Genomic DNA, 16138 nt, shown 5'->3' on the forward strand with positions numbered 1-16138 from the left:
CTCGACCGCGGAGCGACGCGCTCGTCGAGCGTCCGCGTTCATCGGTATCGAGCCACATATTCGTCGACGACGACACGAGGGTAACACCCGCGTAACCACGGGACGGCGGTGTCCGCGAGCGGTTAAGTGACTCCCGGTCCTCCGATCTTCCGACGAGGTTCTCACGTTCACCATGCCACAGCAGAAGGCCGACTACGCAGACGAGACGGAAATCGACGCGGAATTAGACGAGCTTCCCGATGACGAGACCGTCGAGGAGACGGTCGCGAACTTAGAGGAGCGCGGCTTCGACGTGATCGTCGTCGACGACGCCGACGAGGCGCTGGAGGCCGTGACGTCGCGGATCCCCGCGGGGGTCTCGGTGATGAACGGGCACTCGACGACGCTCGAAGAGATCGGGTTCGACGAGTTCCTGAGCGAGGGCGACCACGAGTGGGAGAGCCTCCCGGACCAGATCTGGGGCATCGACGACGACGCGGAGCGACAGGCCGCGCGCCGCGAGTCGCAGACGGCCGACTACTTCCTCGGCGGGATCAACGCGGTCGCGCAGACGGGCGAGCTCGTCGCCGCCGACCTCTCCGGCAGCCGGATCGGCGCGTACCCGTTCGCCGCGGGCAACGTCGTCATCGTCACCGGGACCAACAAGATCGTCCCGACGCTCGACGACGCGCTCGACCGCCTTGAGTCGGTCGCGTACCCGCTGGAGAACGAGCGCGCGCAGGAGGCGTACGGCGTCGAGTCCGCCATCGCGAAGCAGCTGATCTACCGGCGCGAGACCGAGGAGGGCCGCACGACGGTCGTCCTCGTGCGCGAGCAGCTCGGGTACTGAGCGGTTCGCGTCACTCGCGAGCGGCACGTGCCGACGCGTCACACGCTTTCTTCCCCCTTTCGACGACCGTTAGCGTCCGCCGCGCGACGACCGACACCGCAATCCGTTTTTACTATCTCCGAGAACCCCCGCCTAGGTCCCACCATGGCGCCCGCCACAGCGGAACTCTCGACGGACGCGTGTACCCTCCCCGACGGACGAACCCTCTCGTACGCGACCGGCGGCGACCCGGACGGAATCCCGGTCGTCGTCCACCACGGCACCCCCGGATCGCGGCTGTTCGGGGCCCTGCTGTCGGAGCCCGCGGCCGAGGTCGGCGTTCGGCTCCTCGTCCCCGACCGCCCGGGATACGGCCGCTCGTCGCCGCCGCCGGGTGACTGGTCGTGGACGGATTGGCCGGCCGACCTCGGCGCGCTCCTCGACGCGGAGTCGGTCGACCGGGCCGGCGCCCTCGGCTTCTCCGGCGGCGGCCCGTTCGCGCTCGCCGCCGCGCGCGACGACCGAGTGAGCCGCGTCGGGCTGGTGAGCAGCGTCGTTCCCCCGGCCGAGAACGCCCTCGCGACGCTCGCGTCGGTCCCGTTCGCGCTGCGCGCCGTGTTCCGAATCTCCGACGTGGTCGCGTCTCTCTCCGGACCGAGCGCGGTCGTCTCGCAGTACACCGACCGCTCCGTCTCCGACCCGGTCGCCGAGGCGGTGGCGGCCGACTTCCACGAGGCCCTCGACCGCGGCGCCCGGGCGGTCGAACGCGAGAACCGGGCGTTCGCGAGCGCGTCGCTCGACACCGATTCGGTCGGTGTCCCGGTCCGCGCGTGGCACGGCACGAGCGACGAGAACACGCCGCTTTCGCCCGTGCGCTCGCTCGTCGAAGCGACCGACGGAACGCTGGAGACCGTCGAGGCCGACCACCTCGGGACGCTGCTCGACCGTCGGCGGGCAGCGTTGGAGTGGATCGGTCGGGAGGAGTGACCGCTATTTAAACCCCTCCGCACAGCCCTGCCGCTCGCGGTGTTGCTCGCGGCGGCGACAGCGGGCCGGGAGGGATCCACGCGAGCGCAGCGAGCGTGGGTCAGTCGCGTCCGTGACCGAGCGAAGTGAAGGGAACGGACGCGACGGAATTCGAACTACGCCCAGACGTGCTCGTTCGCTTCGCTCACTGCGCGCGACTGGTCTCTTCGAATCCCTCCCGACCGGTTCCCTCACCTCCTCGCTGTCGCTCGGCGGTTCGGTACACGGGCCGGGAGGGATTCGAACCAAAGCCAGAGGTTCCTGCTCGCTTCGCTGCGCGGGCTGCCTCTGGCAGGGTTCGAACACTCCCTCCGCACAGCACCGCCGCTCGCGATTTTGCTCGCGGCGGTACAGCGGGCCGGGAGGGATTCGAACCCCCGACCGTCCGGTTAAAAGCCGGACGCTCTCCCTAACTGAGCTACCGGCCCAGACGACTCCGGGTAGGGTCAGCCGAGGGATAAACGTTTAGAACCGCGGCAGGGGTCGACGTCGCCACCCGAAACGGTTTCCCGGCCCCAGCCGTCGCCGCGATCATGGAGTTCGACATGCGCGCGTTCGCGGCCGACCTCTGTCGGCACCGCTCGACCGCCGGCGAGGAGGCGGCCGCGGCCGCGTTCGTCGCGGAGCGACTCGCCGACCTCGGCTTCGAGACGTACGCCTGGGACGCCGACCCCGCCGTCCTCGCCGACCACCCCTCCTTCCCGGACGACCTCGACGCGGCGGCCGTCGAGGGACGGCGCAGCGTCGCGGGCGTCCTCGAACTGGGCGGCGCGGCCGACGCGGGCGACGCGGGCGGCGAGAGCGGCGGCGACGATCCGGCCCCCACGCTCGTCCTGAACGGCCACCTCGACGTCGTCCCCGCCGAGCCGTCCGAGTGGTCGAGCGACCCCTTCGAGCCGGTATGGCGCGACGACGCGGGGACCGCGTCCGCGAACGCGGACGCCGGCGGCGACGCGTCCGGCGAGACGCTCACCGCCCGCGGCGCGGCCGACATGAAGAGCGGACTCGCGGCCTGCGTCGGCGCGGCCGTGGACCTGCGGGACGGCGTCGCGGACGGTGCCGTTACCCTCCCACGGGCCGGCCTCCGGCTCGTCGTCGAGGCCGTCGCGGGCGAGGAGGACGGGGGCTACGGCGCGGCGACCGCCGCGCTCGCGAACCCGTATCCCTTCGAGCGCGACGCGGCGATCGTCGCCGAGCCGACCGAGCTGCGTCCCGTCGTCGCCTGCGAGGGGTCGCTCATGGCCCGGCTGGAGATCGACGGGCGGAGCGCGCACGCCGCCACGCGCTGGCGCGGCGAGGACGTGCTCCCGCGGTTCGAGGCGATTCGAGAGGCGTTCATGGAGTTGGAGACGGAGCGTAGCGAGTCGGTCTCGCACCCGCTGTACGGGGAGTTCCCGGTGCCGTGGCCGGTCGTCTGCGGCCGGGTCGAGGCCGGATCGTGGGCGTCGACGGTGCCGGCGACGCTCGACGCGGAGTTCCGGATCGGCGTCGCGCCCGGCGAGACCGTCGCCGAGGTGGAGGCGGCGTTCCGCGAGCGGCTGGAGCGGGTCGCGGCCGAGGACCCCTGGCTCCGGGAGCATCCGCCCCGGTTCGAGCGGTTCTCGGTCCAGTTCGAGCCCGCGGAGATCGCGGTCGACGAGCCGGTCGTCGAGGCGGTCCGCGCCGGCCTCGTCGCGACCGGGCTCCCGGACGTCGAACCGCGGGGCGCGACGTACGGCGCGGATTCGCGACACCTCGTCGCGGCCGGGATCCCGGCGGTGCTGTTCGGCCCGGGAACCATCGACGAGGCGCACTACCCGGACGAGACGATCGCGTGGGGCGAGGTGGTCCGAGCGCGGGCGGCGATCGCCGCGGCCGCGGCGCGGTTCGCGGTCGACTACGCGGCGTAGTCGATCGGCGGCGCTCAGTCTCCCCGCTCGTCGTCGAGGTACTCGTCGACCGCGTCGGCGACGATCTCGCCCGGCTCGACGTTCTCCATCGAGGCGCGGCGGCGCAGTTCCACGTAGGTGTCGGCCGGCAGCCGGAGCTGGAGCCGTCCGAGTTCGACGCCCGCCTCGCGGACGGCGGCCTCGACGTCGGCGCCGTCGTTGACCGCGGACGCGATCGCCCGGACCTCCCGCACCGTGAGACCGCCGTCTATCGCCGCCCACGCGAGCAGGTAGCGGTCCCGCCCGCCGAGCCGCGCGACGTGTTTCGCGGCGCTCGGCGCGATCCGCCCGTTGGCGACCTGCCTGCGGATCGCCTGCGGGAGGTCGTGGACCCGGGCCCACTTGCGGATGAACGCGACGGAGACGTCCTCGCCCGCCCGCTCTGCGGCCTCCTTGTACGAGCCGACGCCGCGGACGAGCGCGGCGCAGGCGGCGGCGCCGCGCAGCATCAGGACGTTGTCGCCGTCGCCCACGTCGCCGGCCGCGAAGCGGGCCACCGTCTCCGCGGCCTCGGCGACGCTGTCGGGGTCGTTCGGGTCGAACCCCACCGCGTCCGCGGCCCGGTCGCCCGTCACCGCCGGGTCCGACCGGACCACCGGCTCGCCGACGGGGGACCGCCGGTCAGCGCGTGACTCCTCGGTCATACCACTCCCTTCGGGGCCGCGGGTATAAACGCCGGGCACCGGGGCGGAACTCGCCCGAACGCCGGACGCCCGTCGCCGGCCGTCGACGCTCTCTCCCACCTCGCGGGCCGTCGGCGCCTCGCCGGTCGTCTGCGCCTCGCCGGTCGTCCGCGCCTCGCCCTACTTCGCGGTCCGGGGCGCCGCGTCGTCGTCCTCCTCGCCCACGCCCCTCGCGTACAGGACGTAGGAGTACGCGACGGTGGCCGCGGCGGTCGCGAGCGCCGGGCCGACGAGGAAGTAGACCGCGTACTCGCCGGCGAAGAGGCCGGCGACCGCGATCAGCGCCGAGAGCTTGAACAGCCGGGCGCCGAGCGCGTGGGTCCGCTTCCAGACGGCGTCGTCGCTGAGCGTCCACGGCGTCCGGATCCCGACGAACCAGTTCGGCTCGACGTGCGGGAGCAGCGTCCCGACGTAGTAGAACAGCGCGGCCCCGCCCGCCAGCGCGAGCGTCGTCACGTCGACCGCGTAGCCGAGGTTGACGGCGAGCACTGCGAGGTGGAGTGCGATGAGAAACGCCGTGAACACGACCACGAACCGGTCGTAGTGGACCCGGAACGCGGCGATGTTTTCGCCGAGGGGGTCGATCCGCGGGAGCAGCGCGAACAGGCCGAGCAGCCCGGCCGCGAGCCCGGGGACGAGCCACATCCCGAAGGTTCGGGGGAGCGTTCCGGTCGGCTCGCCGGCGGCGTTCCACCGCGTTACCATCCGCGCGGGGAGGTCCGGCGCGACCGCGAGGCTGGCGGCGGCGCCGACGGCGACGAGGAGGGCCGCGACGCCGAACCGGAGCCGCGTGGAGAGTCGAGGCGTGGCGGGCGGGGATTCGGAGGGCATGCGCGCGGAGCAACGGTCCGCAGCGGTAAAAGCGTCCACCCGTGGGAGTCGCCCCCGTGGGACCCGGTGCGACGCAACCCTTACGCGTCGTGACCGCCAATCCGCGGGCATGACCGACGAACGCGACGACGACGGCCACGAGTTCTCCTCGGGGCAGGGCGTCGACGCCGACTACGACGCGTTCACGCTGGACCCGCCGGAGCTGGGCGAGGACCCGAGCCGCGTCGACCCCGTCGACTCCCGCGTGTTGACCGAGGAGCTGGACCGCCGGAACATCGGCAGCGAGGACGTCGACGTCGAGCAGCTGATCGACGTGGGCCTCTCGTACATGGGGATCAACCGCTTCGAGGAGGCGACGGAGACGTTCGAGCGCGCCGCCAACTTCGCCGAGGAGGACTCGCTGGAGGCCCAGGAGGCGTGGGTGAACAAGGGCGCCGCACACGCCCAGTTGGAGGAGTTCGACCAGGCGATCGGCGCGTACCAGGAGGCGCTGCGCATCGACGAGGAGTCGGAGCACGCCGCGACCGCGGAGACGAACCTCGCGTACGCGCTCTGGGAGTCCGGGCAGGGCGAGCAGGCGCTCGAACACGCCGAGCGCGCCGTCGAGACCGACCCCCGCTTCGCGGAAGCGTGGTACAACCGCGGGTTCCTGCTGGTCGAGCGCGGGCTCGCCGAGGACGCGGTCAAGTGCTTCGACAACGCGATCCGCCTCGGCTACCGCGACGCGGGCGTCCTCGAAGAGAAGGCGCGGGCGCTCGAAGAGGCGGGCGAGCACGAGCAGGCCGAGGAGGTCGCCGACCGCGCCGAGGAGCTCCGCCGCGAGACCGAAGAACAGATGATCGAAGAGCAGACCGGGCAGGCGCCCGGCCCCGGCGGGCAGGCTCCGCAGGGCGGTCGCGGCGGACAGGGCGGTGCCGGCGGTCCCGGGGGCCAGCCCGGCGGCCGCGGCGGGCAGGGCGGTCGTCGCGGCGACCGTACCGGCCAGGACGGCGAGGCCGAGGGCCCGGAGCGAGAGCTTCAGGGCGAGGGGCCCGAGGGCTTCTGAATGCTGCTGCGCGAGCGCGAGACCGCCGAGGGCCGGCTCGTCTCCGTCTGCGACCCCGACTGCCTCGGCGAGACGTACGAGGACGGGCCGGTCACGCTCACCGTGAGCGAGGAGTTCTACGGCGGCGACGACGCCGTCGAGGCGACCGCCGAGGAGGTCGTTGCGGGGCTTCAGCGCGCGCAGGTCGCGAACATCGTCGGCACCGAGTCCGTCGGCGTCGCCGTCGAGGCCGGCCTCGTCGACGAGGAGACCGTCCTGGAGTTCGAGGAGACGCGGCACGCGCAGCTGCTCTGGCTGTAGCGGGCTCCGATTTCGCCGGATTCCGAACCGGCTAAGGGCGCGCGCGACGATTCGAACCCGATGAGACGACTCACGCGGAGCGAGCTGGCGTCGCGGGTGGGGCCGCGGCCGCCCTCGGACGCCTTCTGGCGGCGCGCGATCGACCGCGGGGAGGCCGCGCTCGGGGTCGGCGCGGACGCCGTCGACGGAGAAACGGCGGGGGAGACCGGAGAAGCGGCGGAGCCGCTCGCCACCGGCGACATCGTCGACGTGGGCGACCGCGCGTTCGTCGTCGTGGGCGCCGAGCGGACGGAGGGCGGCGGCCGGATCTATCGGATCGAACGCGTCGCCGACCGCGACGAGGGCTGAAGCGGCTCGAATTCGGTCGGTGGAGGGCCGGACTACAGGTCCGCGACGTCCTCGATGGCGTCGGTGAGCTCTTTCACGCTCTCGACCGTGTGCTCGCCCATGTGGCCGATCCGGAACGTCTCCTCGCCGAGGTCGCCGTAGCCGTTCGAGAAGGCCATGTCGTACTCCTCGTTCACCTCCTCGATGGTCGCGGCCACGTCGATCCCCTGTGTGTTCTCGATACAGGCGACCGTCTGCGACTCGTACCCGTCCTCGGGGAACATCGCGAAGTGCTCGTCGGCCCAGTCGTGGACGTACGTCATCATCTCGCGGTGGCGCTCGTCGCGGGCGCGGTGGCCCTCCTCCAGCATGTGTTTCATTTGCTTGCGGTACGCTAACATGATCGGGATCGCGGGCGTCGAGTGGGTCTGTCCCTTCCGGTCGTAGTAGTCGATGGTGCGGCGGAAGCCGCCGTACCACGAGGAGTCGCCCTTTTCGACCTCGCGGTCGTAGGCGTCGTCGCTGACGACGCAGACCGCGAGCCCCGGCGGCATCGCGAACGCCTTCTGGGTGGACGCGAAGATGGCGTCGATGCCGTGGGCGTCGATGTCGACGTAGTCGCCGCCGAGCGAGGAGACGGCGTCGACGGCGAAGTAGGTGTCCGGGTACTCCTTCAGGACGTCGCCGATCTCCTCGATCGGGTTACGGACGCCGGTCGAGGACTCGTTCATCACGCCCGCGACCATGTCGTACTCGGCGTCGGCGGCCTCGACCGCCTCGCGGACGTCCTCCGGCTTGACCGCCTCGCCCCACTCGTACTCCAGCCGGTCGACGTCCTTGCCGAGGCGCTCGGCGACGTTGGCGTAGCGCTCGCTGAACGCGCCGCAGGTCGGGACGAGTACGCGCTCGTCGACGAGGTTCAGCGTCGTCGCCTCCCAGAACTCCGTGCCCGAACCGGTCAAGATTACGACCTCGTTGTCGGTGCCGAGGAACTCCTTCGTGTCCTCGACGATGGTGGTGTAGAGGTCGGTCATCCGGTCCATCCGGTGGCCGAACGTCGACTCCGTCATCGCCTCGATGACGTCGTCGCGGACCTCGGTCGGGCCGGGGATGTACAGCGTCTTGTCGTCGTAGTCGTCGCGGTATTCGCGTTTCTTCGTCACGGTATCCACCTGATGGATCGTACCGGGACGCGTGAGGGTATGGACCTTGTGTTCCGTTCAAAAGGCGCGACGGTCGAACGCTCCGTCACCGGGCGGCTCCGGACCGCCGAATCCCGCGCTCCCTTCCGGAAACGGCGCCGTCGCCCGGATCAACCGGGTTTATACGAACGGAGGAGAGAAAGAACGTATGATACACGCCCGACGAGTCACAACCGACCGAGGTGGGCCGCCGTGAGCGGCGACGAGGAGCTCGCGAAGGACCTGGGGCCGCTCGCGGCGCTCACCATCGGGATCGGGACGATGATCGGCGCCGGGATCTTCGTGCTGCCCGGCACCGCGGTCGCCCGCGCCGGGCCGCTCGCGGCGTTCACGTTCGTCCTCGGCGGCGTGATCGCCCTGTTCACCGCGCTGTCCGCCTCCGAGCTGGGCACCGCGATGCCGAAGTCGGGCGGGGCGTACTTCTACGTCAACCGCGCGCTCGGGCCCATGTTCGGCTCCGTGGCGGGCTGGGCGAACTGGCTCGGGCTCGCCTTCGCCTCCGCGTTCTACATGTACGGCTTCGGCGAGTACGTCAACGCCCTCGTCGGCCTCGACCCGGTCGGGCTCGGTTTCGTGACGCTGGAGGCCGCGCAGGTGATCGGTCTCGCGGGCGCGCTGCTCTTCATCGCGGTCAACTACTTCGGCGCGAAGGAGACGGGGGGGCTCCAGATCGTCATCGTGATGTCGCTTTTGGGTATCCTCGCCGTCTTCACCGTCGTCGGGCTGCTGAACGCCGAGATGTCGTCGCTGCGCCCCCTCGCGCCGCCGGGCACGACGAGCCAGGTGCTCCCGGTGACGGGGATCATCTTCGTCTCGTACCTCGGCTTCGTCCAGATCACCTCGGTCGCCGAGGAGATCAAAAACCCCGGGCGGAACCTCCCGCTCGCGGTGCTGGGGTCGGTTATCATCGTCACGGTCGTGTACGCGCTGTTCCTCCTCGTGCTGCTCGCGGCGGTCCCGAACGAGCTCGTCGCGAACAACGAGACGGCTGTCGTCGACGCCGCCAGGTTGCTGTTCGGGCAGTACGAGGTGTTCGGCTACTCGCTGGGCGCCGTCGGCGCCGGCATGCTCCTGATCGGCGGGCTGCTCGCGACCGCCTCCTCCGCGAACGCCTCGATCCTCTCGTCGTCGCGGATCAACTTCGCGATGGGCCGCGAGAAGATCGTCACGCCGTCGCTCAACGAGATCCACGAGCGGTTCGGCACTCCTTATAAATCGATCGCGCTCACCGGCGCGCTCATCCTCGTGTTCCTCGTCGCCGGGAGCGTCGAGTCGCTGTCGACGATGGGGTCGGTGTTACACCTCGTGGTGTACGGCCTGCTCAACCTCGCGCTCATCGTGATGCGCGAGTCCGAGGTCGAGGGGTACGACCCCGACTTCGAGGTCCCGTTCTACCCGGCCGTCCCGATAATCGGGACGGTGTCGTCGTTCGCGCTGATTTACTACATCGAGCCGCGGATCATCGCGCTGTCGGGCGGACTCGTCGCTTTCGCCGTCCTCTGGTACCTGCTGTACGCCCGCGGGAAGGTGGAGTCGCGCGGCGTCCTCGGGACGTGGATCCTCGACCGCTCCGAGGACCTGCCCGAGCAGGCCGTCTCGGCGGCGACCGCCGTCCAGCCGAGCGGCGGCGACTACCGGGTGATGGTGCCGCTCGCGAACCCCAAGACCGAGGAGCACCTGATCACGCTCGCGTCCGCCATCGCCAAGCAGCGCGACGGGACGGTCGTCGCGGTCAACATCGCGAACGTCCCCGACCAGACCTCGCTGGAGGCGGCCCGCGACCGCGGCGCCCACGAGGCGGCGCACGGCCTGCTGGATCAGGCCCGCGAGGACGCCGAGACGTTCGGCGTCGACGTGGAGACGCACGTCGTGCTCTCGCACCGCGTGTTCGAGGAGGTGTTCGACGCCGCGCGCACCTACGGCGCCGACATGACCGTGATGGGCTGGGGCGAGGACTCCCACGGCGCGCCCGGGCGCGCCGAGTCCGCGATCGACGAGTTGGCGTACTCGCTCCCCTCCGATTTCCTCGTGTTCCGCGACCGCGGCTTCGACGCCTCGCGCATCCTCGTGCCGACCGCGGGCGGCCCGGCCTCGGACCTCTCCGGCGCCGTCGCGAAGATGCTCCAGGCCGAGTTCGACGGCGAGGTGACGCTGCTCCACGTCGCCGAGCCGGGCGAGGAGGAGGAGGGCCGCGCCTTCCTCGCCGACTGGGCCGACGCGCACGACCTCTCGGACGCGACGCTCCGGATCGAGACCGGCGACGTCGAGGCCAGCATCGAGCGCGCCGCCCGCGACGCGACGATGCTCATCATCGGCGCGACGCAGAAGGGGCTGCTCTCGCGGCTGGTCCGCGGATCGCTCGTCTTAGACGTGCTGGGCGAGGTGGAGTGCTCCGTGCTGCTCGCGGAGAAGCGCAGCGACCGCGGCCTCCTCGACCGGCTGTTCGGGAGCGGCGCGCGGTCGAACGACGTCACCGACGGGGCGGAGACGCCCGCCGACACCGGCGTCGAGCCGGCGCCGTCCACGCCCGAGATTGAAGAGGGCGCGGACGAGGAGTCGAAGGCGGACTGACGCGGCGGCGCTTTTTAAATAACAGGTAGTGTCCGGACTGTTCCGCTCAGCCCCAGTGCCAGAAGTGGTTGCCGTCGTCCTCGACCGGGTCGGTGCGCTCCCGGAGGGCTGCGACGTCCTCGGCGGTCGGCTCGTGGTCGTCGGGCAGTTTCTCCATGCAGTCGAAACAGAGGAAGAACTCCGAGCCGTCGGTGAGTTCGAGCGTCAGCCCCTGCGTCGACTCGAACGCGAAGTTCCACAGGTCGCCGATCCCGCCGGCGATCCGCACGGACCGCTCGCAGACGTCGCACGCCTCGGAGGCCATATGTGTACCTTACTGGGCCCGCGGGGTAAGGCGTGTCGCCTCGATACGTTTACGAGGTGGACGGATTCGACGAGATGGTCCGATAGCTCGTCGTCGTGAACGGATCGGTGAACGGTTCTTAAACTCTAGTGGGCTGTTTATAAACCGCTGCTCCCACGTCGGTCGCGTTAAGTTAAGCAGAAACGCAAGACGGCAAGAGTATCCCGCGAGTTTTGGAAAGCCGATTTATATACTCAAGATAGGTAGTAACTCCGGGAGAAACTGGATCTGCCTTCTCAGTTCTCCTTCTCGTTGATCCTCAGAACACGATCCGCTACAACATTCCAGAATACTACAAAAAATCGCATGACAGCAGCTAGGTGAGTACTAACTTAACGCGACCCTAAAGATGTGGGTCACCCCGCAGTCGGGCGACGACCGGACGATCCGATGACTCTCGCAACGACGAGGAGCGCGACCAGATCGACGGCGACCGTCGCGATGACGCCGAAACGGAGCAGGACCAACAGTCCGAGCACCGCCACGGCGAGCCCGACCGCGGCGCGACGAGCGCGGTCGGTGGTCGAAAGCGAGCGGGACACCTGAGCGCCGACGCCGACCTGCGCCGCGAAGAGGAGGACGCCGAACGGGGACACAGCTGGCATGCCCCCCGATTCCGACCGAGTCTGTATGAATATGTCGGCGGGGCGAAGAGCACCCGGACCGGGCCGTCGGCCGGGGCGACCGCCTCGGGGCGGTGTCGGAGCGACCGAGGCGACCCCCGCGACCCGCATCTTGATACCGCGGCGCGTCGTCCTCCAAGCAATGCGAGAGATCACGACGGACGACGTGCCGGAGGCCCTCGGCCCGTACTCACAGGGGATCGTCTCCGGCGACACGGTCCACGTCTCCGGGAAGACGGGCGTGGACCCCGACACCGGCGAGGCCCCCGAGTCGGTGGCCGAGCAGACGACGCAGACGCTCGAGAACGTCGCCGCGATCTTAGAGGCGGCCGGGACGACCCCGGACGCGATCGTGTCGGCGACCGTGTACCTCACCGACATGGACGACTACGACGCGGTGAACGAGGCGTACCGGTCGTTCCTCTCGGAGCCGTACCCGGCGCGGACCTGCGTCGAGGTGTCTCGGCTCCCCGCGCCGCTCGACGTGGAAATCACGGTCACGGCGGAGCTCGACGGCGACTGAGACCGACCGATCCGAGGGCGACCGAGTCGACCGACCCGGCGACGACGCGGCGAGTAGAGTCGGCGCCGACGAACCGCCGCTCAGAACTTCTCCAACAGGTCGCCGTAGAACTCGCCGCCGCGGTCGTCCGCGAGCTTCTCGACGATGAGCTCCGGCGTCGAGCGCGCGAGGTGGCCCTTCTTCGGCGAGCGGTTCACCCGGAGCTCGCCGTCGACGAGCCCCGCAGCCTCGATGCCGTCGACCGCGACCGCGAAGTCCGCGGCGTCGCGGATCTCGCGGGCCAAGTGGGAGACGAAGACCGCGGTCGCGTCCTGGTCGTCGAGCGCCTCGAGGATACCCGCGATGATCTTCGCGGAGGCGCCCGGCTCCGTGATCGACTCCAACTCGTCGACGAGGACGAGCCGGCCGTCCGCACCGTCGACGAGGTCGCCGAAGTCCCGCAGCGTCGCCTCGAACGCGCCGGCGTCGAGGGTGCCCTGCGATTTGGCGTAGTAGTGGATCTCCTCGAACCGCTCGACCGTGGCCGACTCGGCGGGGACGGGCATACCCATCTGCGCGAGGACGACGACGAGGGCGACCAGATCGAGCGTGGAGGTCTTCCCGCCGGAGTTGACTCCGGACAGGAGCGTCGCGCCCGAGACGGCGTAGTCGACGGGCTCGACCTCGTCGAAGTCGACGTCGAGCAGCGGGGAGCGGCCGCCCTCGATGCGGAAGCCCGGATCGGATGATTCGGGATCAACCACCTCGGGCATCGCACAGTCGAAGTCGCGCGCGAACCGCGAAATTGCCAGCTCCACGTCGAGTTCGAGGGCGTCGCGCACGAGGTCCTCGACCGGCTCGCGCAGGTCGCCGAGATCGCTCGCGAGGTCGGCCTTCAGCTTCGCCGCGCGGCGGTCGCGGGCCGCGGAGAGCTCGGTGCGGAGCCGGGAGACGGCGCTCTCGTCGTGGTCGACCGGAAAGGAGGGGTCGCCGCCGAAGACGCGCTCCGCTAGCTCCGCCTCCTCGGGCTCCAGGCGGAGCGCGTCCGCGAGGTGCTCGCGGGCGGCGTCGACCGCCTCGTCGTACTCGTCGGCGAGCTCGCGGTCGAGCAGCGAGTCGACGCGGGCGCCCTGCTCGACGAGGGAGAGGAAGTCGGTGCCCTCGATGGTGACGTCGCGCTCGCGGATCGCCTCGCGCAGGCGGTCGTCGGCGACGGACGCCGCCGTCGACACCGCGGCGTCGAGGTCGTCGACGGCCGCCGTCAGCCGGTCCAGCTCCGCGTCGCCCGCGATGGTCCCGTCGTCGTCGAGCCGCGAGAGCGCGTCGCGCAGTCGGTCGATGTCGACCGGGGGCTCGGCGCCGGCGTCGCTCCCGCCGTCCGGTTCGCCGCCGGAGACGGGGTCGCCGCCGGAGACGGGGTCGCCGGCCGCCGCGGCCGCCTCGTGGACCGCCGCGGCCGCCTCCAACCGCTCGCGGTTCTCGGCGAAGAAGGCGAGCAGGCGCTCGGGGACCGTCTCCGCCGGCGTTTCGAGGGCGTCCGGGCGCACGCTCACGTCGCCCTCCACGTCGAGGCCGGCGAACGACTCGTCGAGTACGATCACGGAGGCGTACGACCGGCCGAGCTCGGAGACGTCGCGCGCGTCCTCGACGGTCTCGACGGAGAGCTCCGGCACCTCCGCCTCGGCGCGCGCGAGCGTCTCGGCGTCGGCGGTCGCGAGACAGCGGTCGCGGACGCGGACGGTCGGGGGGTCCGAGAGGGGCGCGCAGTCCGCGAGCGCCTCGCGGACCTCGGGGTCGGGGTCGCGCTCGGTCGCGGCGGCGGCGAACGCCTGCGCCTCCTCGATCCGCGAGGCGGACGCGCTCGGGTAGAACGTCTCTAAGCGCTTCGCGGCGTAGTCGGTGACGGTGCGCTCGCGCAGCAGGTCGATCGCCTCCCGGTACAGCTCGCGGGCGCGGTCGGTGGCCAGCACGCGGCCGTCGTCATCGTGGCGGCGGCGGATCGCCCCGCGGGCGATGCGGGCCGCGCGGGCCTCGTTGACGCCCGGCGCGCGGGCGATGGCGGCCACGTCGCCGGACTCGACGGTCGCGGCCGGGTCGTCGAGCTCGCGCAGGGCCGCGGCCGTCTTGGCGCCGACGCCGGGGATCGCCTCCAGCTCCATCTACCCGCGGGTATCGCGGCAACGATGTAAAGCGTGCGGGTCGATGGCGCGGTCCGGCGGTGCGTGAGCGCGAGGCGGCGCCGGTTCCCGGGGTCCGGCGAACCGCCGCGGCCTCCGTTCCGCGTGCGACGGGCTTTTTCGCGCCCGCCGCGAACGCCGGCCATGAGCCGGAACGCGCGAGCGACCGACGACGGGTCGCTCGCACCCGAGACGGCGGCGAAGGCGGCGAGCGCCCGCGACGCGCTCGGCGAGCGCGACGGGGTCCTCGTCGCGTTCTCGGGCGGGGTCGACTCCGCGGTCGTCGCGGCGCTGGCGCGGGACGCGCTCGGCGACGACGCCGTGGCGTGCACCGCCCGCAGCGAGACGCTCCCCGCGGCGGAGCTCGACGACGCGAAGCGAGTCGCCGAGGAGATCGGAATCGACCACGAGACGGTCACCTTCTCCGAGCTGGACGACCCGAACTTCGTCGCCAACGACGGCGACCGCTGCTACCACTGCCGGACGATGCGGCTCGGGAAGATGTACGAGACGGCCCGGGATCTCGGGATCGGCACGGTCTGCGACGGGACGAACGCGGACGACCCCGGCGAGGGGCACCGGCCCGGGCTCCGCGCGGTCGAGGAGCTCGACGTGTTCTCGCCGCTGCTCGACGCCGGGATCGCGAAGGCGGAGGTCCGCGCGATCGCCGACGCGTACGGCCTCTCCGTGGCCGACAAGCCCTCGATGGCGTGCCTCTCCTCGCGTATCCCGACCGGGCTGGAAGTGACCGAGGAGCGGCTGACCCGCGTGGAGAAGGCCGAGCGGGTGCTCCGCGAGTGGGGGTTCGAGGGGTTCCGCGTCCGCGACCACGACGGCCTCGCCCGCGTCGAGATCGCGCCGGACGAGTTAGAGCGCGCGCTCGACCCCGCCTTCGCCGACGCGGTCCACGAACACCTCACCGACCTCGGCTTCGAGTACGTCACCCTCGACATGGCGGGCTACCGAACCGGGAGCGTGAGTCCGGGCGGCGAGGAGGAAAGCGGTTCCGACGAGGCGGACGAGGCCGACGAACGCCCCGACGGTTCCGGCGACGCCGCCGGCGCGGACGACGACGACGACGGCACCGGCGACGCCGACGGCGCGAACGACGACGGCACCGGCGACGACGACGGCGCGGACGACGACGACGGTTCCGGCGGCGTCGACCTCGGCCGCAGCTACCCGCGTTGAAGCCGGATCGACGGGGGTCGAACCGCGGCCCGCGTTATCACCCGAGAGAACCCGGCGCGAAGGCTTATAAACCGTGTTGCTGAATCGACATCTATGCGCGAAGCGCAGACGCTGGCGGTGATCGCCGGCGGCGTCGGCGGTGCCGTCGGGGCGTTCGTCGGCGTCGCGGTCGGCGGGTCCGCGGTCTCGGTGACGCTGACGACCCTCGGGGTCGCGCTCCTCGTCGGCGTCGGGGTCATCGCGAGCGCCGTGATCGCCGGCGACGTGGAGTTCCTCGCCGACGCGGACGGCGAGTGACGGGAGCGGCGTGAGAAGGCGCCACAGCGGGGCTTAGCGGGCCGGTTTCGGGAAAAAGTTCAAATGCGAGTTTCTCGTAACCGTACGTGATGGTCGCTGCGGCGTCGTTCTGGGAGGAGTGTGACCGCTACCACGAGCTCGCGGAGGGGTTCCAGCGCGGTATCGAGATCACCCACCCCGACCGGCTCACCGGGCGGAGCGGCTACTACAGCGAGTGCGGCTGTTCCTGGTGCGCCGAGGAGGTCACCTACTTCGAGTACCGCGGCGAGCGGCTGTGAGCGGGC

Annotated in this window: 17 protein-coding genes and 1 tRNA gene; 11 read left to right on the forward strand and 7 right to left on the reverse strand. The window is 71.2% G+C overall.

Going from position 1 to position 16138, the window contains the following annotated elements; all coding sequences use genetic code 11:
* Positions 1 to 172 precede the first annotated feature (172 nt).
* The gene (locus DVK07_RS11090) at positions 173 to 829 is read left to right on the forward strand and encodes a lactate utilization protein (RefSeq protein WP_121597124.1); all 657 of its coding nucleotides are present in this window, start codon (positions 173 to 175) and stop codon (positions 827 to 829) included.
* Between the two features lie 144 nt (positions 830 to 973).
* Positions 974 to 1795: an alpha/beta fold hydrolase gene (locus tag DVK07_RS11095; RefSeq protein ID WP_121597125.1), complete on the forward strand. Its 822-nt coding sequence runs from the start codon at positions 974 to 976 to the stop codon at positions 1793 to 1795.
* A gap of 393 nt (positions 1796 to 2188) precedes the next feature.
* Here the strand turns inward: DVK07_RS11095 and DVK07_RS11100 are convergent.
* Positions 2189 to 2262 (reverse strand) — tRNA-Lys (locus DVK07_RS11100).
* A 105-nt stretch (positions 2263 to 2367) separates the two neighbouring features.
* On the opposite strand from DVK07_RS11100, the gene DVK07_RS11105 reads away from it, so the two are divergent.
* Positions 2368 to 3723 carry a M20/M25/M40 family metallo-hydrolase gene (locus DVK07_RS11105; RefSeq protein ID WP_121597126.1) on the forward strand — a complete coding sequence of 452 codons (1356 nt, stop codon included), beginning with the start codon at positions 2368 to 2370 and terminating at the stop codon, positions 3721 to 3723.
* 14 nt (positions 3724 to 3737) lie between these two features.
* On the opposite strand, the gene DVK07_RS11110 is transcribed toward DVK07_RS11105, so the two are convergent.
* Both DVK07_RS11110 and DVK07_RS11115 read right to left on the reverse strand, forming a co-directional pair.
* Positions 3738 to 4406 (reverse strand): hypothetical protein, encoded by a 669-nt coding sequence (locus DVK07_RS11110; RefSeq protein ID WP_121597127.1) that lies wholly within the window; start codon positions 4404 to 4406, stop codon positions 3738 to 3740.
* A 159-nt stretch (positions 4407 to 4565) separates the two neighbouring features.
* Positions 4566 to 5276, reverse strand: a complete 711-nt coding sequence (locus tag DVK07_RS11115; RefSeq protein ID WP_121597128.1) for an SdpI family protein — start codon at positions 5274 to 5276, stop codon at positions 4566 to 4568.
* Positions 5277 to 5385: 109 nt separating this feature from the next.
* Between DVK07_RS11115 and DVK07_RS11120 the strand changes: the two genes are divergently transcribed.
* From DVK07_RS11120 to DVK07_RS11130, 3 genes are read left to right on the forward strand one after another with little or no spacing between them, the layout of a single operon-like run.
* Complete coding sequence (locus DVK07_RS11120) at positions 5386 to 6321, forward strand: tetratricopeptide repeat protein (RefSeq protein ID WP_121597129.1); 936 nt, start codon at positions 5386 to 5388, stop codon at positions 6319 to 6321.
* The gene (locus tag DVK07_RS11125; RefSeq protein ID WP_121597130.1) at positions 6322 to 6621 is read left to right on the forward strand and encodes a DUF424 domain-containing protein; all 300 of its coding nucleotides are present in this window, start codon (positions 6322 to 6324) and stop codon (positions 6619 to 6621) included.
* Between the two features lie 60 nt (positions 6622 to 6681).
* On the forward strand, positions 6682 to 6969 hold the full coding sequence (locus tag DVK07_RS11130) for a hypothetical protein (protein ID WP_121597131.1): 288 nt from the start codon (positions 6682 to 6684) through the stop codon (positions 6967 to 6969).
* A 32-nt stretch (positions 6970 to 7001) separates the two neighbouring features.
* On the opposite strand, the gene DVK07_RS11135 is transcribed toward DVK07_RS11130, so the two are convergent.
* Positions 7002 to 8111 carry an alanine--glyoxylate aminotransferase family protein gene (locus DVK07_RS11135; RefSeq protein ID WP_121597245.1) on the reverse strand — a complete coding sequence of 370 codons (1110 nt, stop codon included), beginning with the start codon at positions 8109 to 8111 and terminating at the stop codon, positions 7002 to 7004.
* Between the two features lie 231 nt (positions 8112 to 8342).
* Here DVK07_RS11135 and DVK07_RS11140 point away from each other — a divergent pair, with 231 nt between their 5' ends.
* Positions 8343 to 10721, forward strand: coding sequence for an amino acid permease (locus tag DVK07_RS11140; RefSeq protein ID WP_121597132.1), 2379 nt, complete (start codon positions 8343 to 8345; stop codon positions 10719 to 10721).
* A gap of 46 nt (positions 10722 to 10767) precedes the next feature.
* Here DVK07_RS11140 and DVK07_RS11145 read toward each other — a convergent pair whose 3' ends face one another.
* A complete protein-coding gene (locus DVK07_RS11145; RefSeq protein WP_121597133.1) occupies positions 10768 to 11025 on the reverse strand; it encodes a hypothetical protein in 258 nt (85 codons plus the stop codon).
* A 395-nt stretch (positions 11026 to 11420) separates the two neighbouring features.
* Positions 11421 to 11669, reverse strand: coding sequence for a hypothetical protein (locus DVK07_RS11150; RefSeq protein ID WP_017343601.1), 249 nt, complete (start codon positions 11667 to 11669; stop codon positions 11421 to 11423).
* 160 nt (positions 11670 to 11829) lie between these two features.
* Here DVK07_RS11150 and DVK07_RS11155 point away from each other — a divergent pair, with 160 nt between their 5' ends.
* The gene (locus DVK07_RS11155; protein WP_121597134.1) at positions 11830 to 12210 is read left to right on the forward strand and encodes a RidA family protein; all 381 of its coding nucleotides are present in this window, start codon (positions 11830 to 11832) and stop codon (positions 12208 to 12210) included.
* Positions 12211 to 12290: 80 nt separating this feature from the next.
* On the opposite strand, the gene DVK07_RS11160 is transcribed toward DVK07_RS11155, so the two are convergent.
* Positions 12291 to 14348 (reverse strand): helix-hairpin-helix domain-containing protein, encoded by a 2058-nt coding sequence (locus DVK07_RS11160; protein WP_121597135.1) that lies wholly within the window; start codon positions 14346 to 14348, stop codon positions 12291 to 12293.
* A gap of 162 nt (positions 14349 to 14510) precedes the next feature.
* On the opposite strand from DVK07_RS11160, the gene larE reads away from it, so the two are divergent.
* From larE to DVK07_RS11175, 3 genes are all read left to right on the forward strand, one after another.
* Positions 14511 to 15557 (forward strand): ATP-dependent sacrificial sulfur transferase LarE, encoded by a 1047-nt coding sequence (gene larE, locus DVK07_RS11165; protein WP_121597136.1) that lies wholly within the window; start codon positions 14511 to 14513, stop codon positions 15555 to 15557.
* Positions 15558 to 15650: 93 nt separating this feature from the next.
* Positions 15651 to 15854: a hypothetical protein gene (locus DVK07_RS11170; protein ID WP_121597137.1), complete on the forward strand. Its 204-nt coding sequence runs from the start codon at positions 15651 to 15653 to the stop codon at positions 15852 to 15854.
* An 89-nt stretch (positions 15855 to 15943) separates the two neighbouring features.
* Positions 15944 to 16132, forward strand: coding sequence for a hypothetical protein (locus DVK07_RS11175; RefSeq protein WP_121597138.1), 189 nt, complete (start codon positions 15944 to 15946; stop codon positions 16130 to 16132).
* Positions 16133 to 16138: the final 6 nt, after the last annotated feature.

It is taken from the genome of Halorubrum sp. Atlit-26R, from assembly GCF_003666015.1.
In the GTDB taxonomy this organism is placed as follows: Archaea; Halobacteriota; Halobacteria; order Halobacteriales; family Haloferacaceae; genus Halorubrum.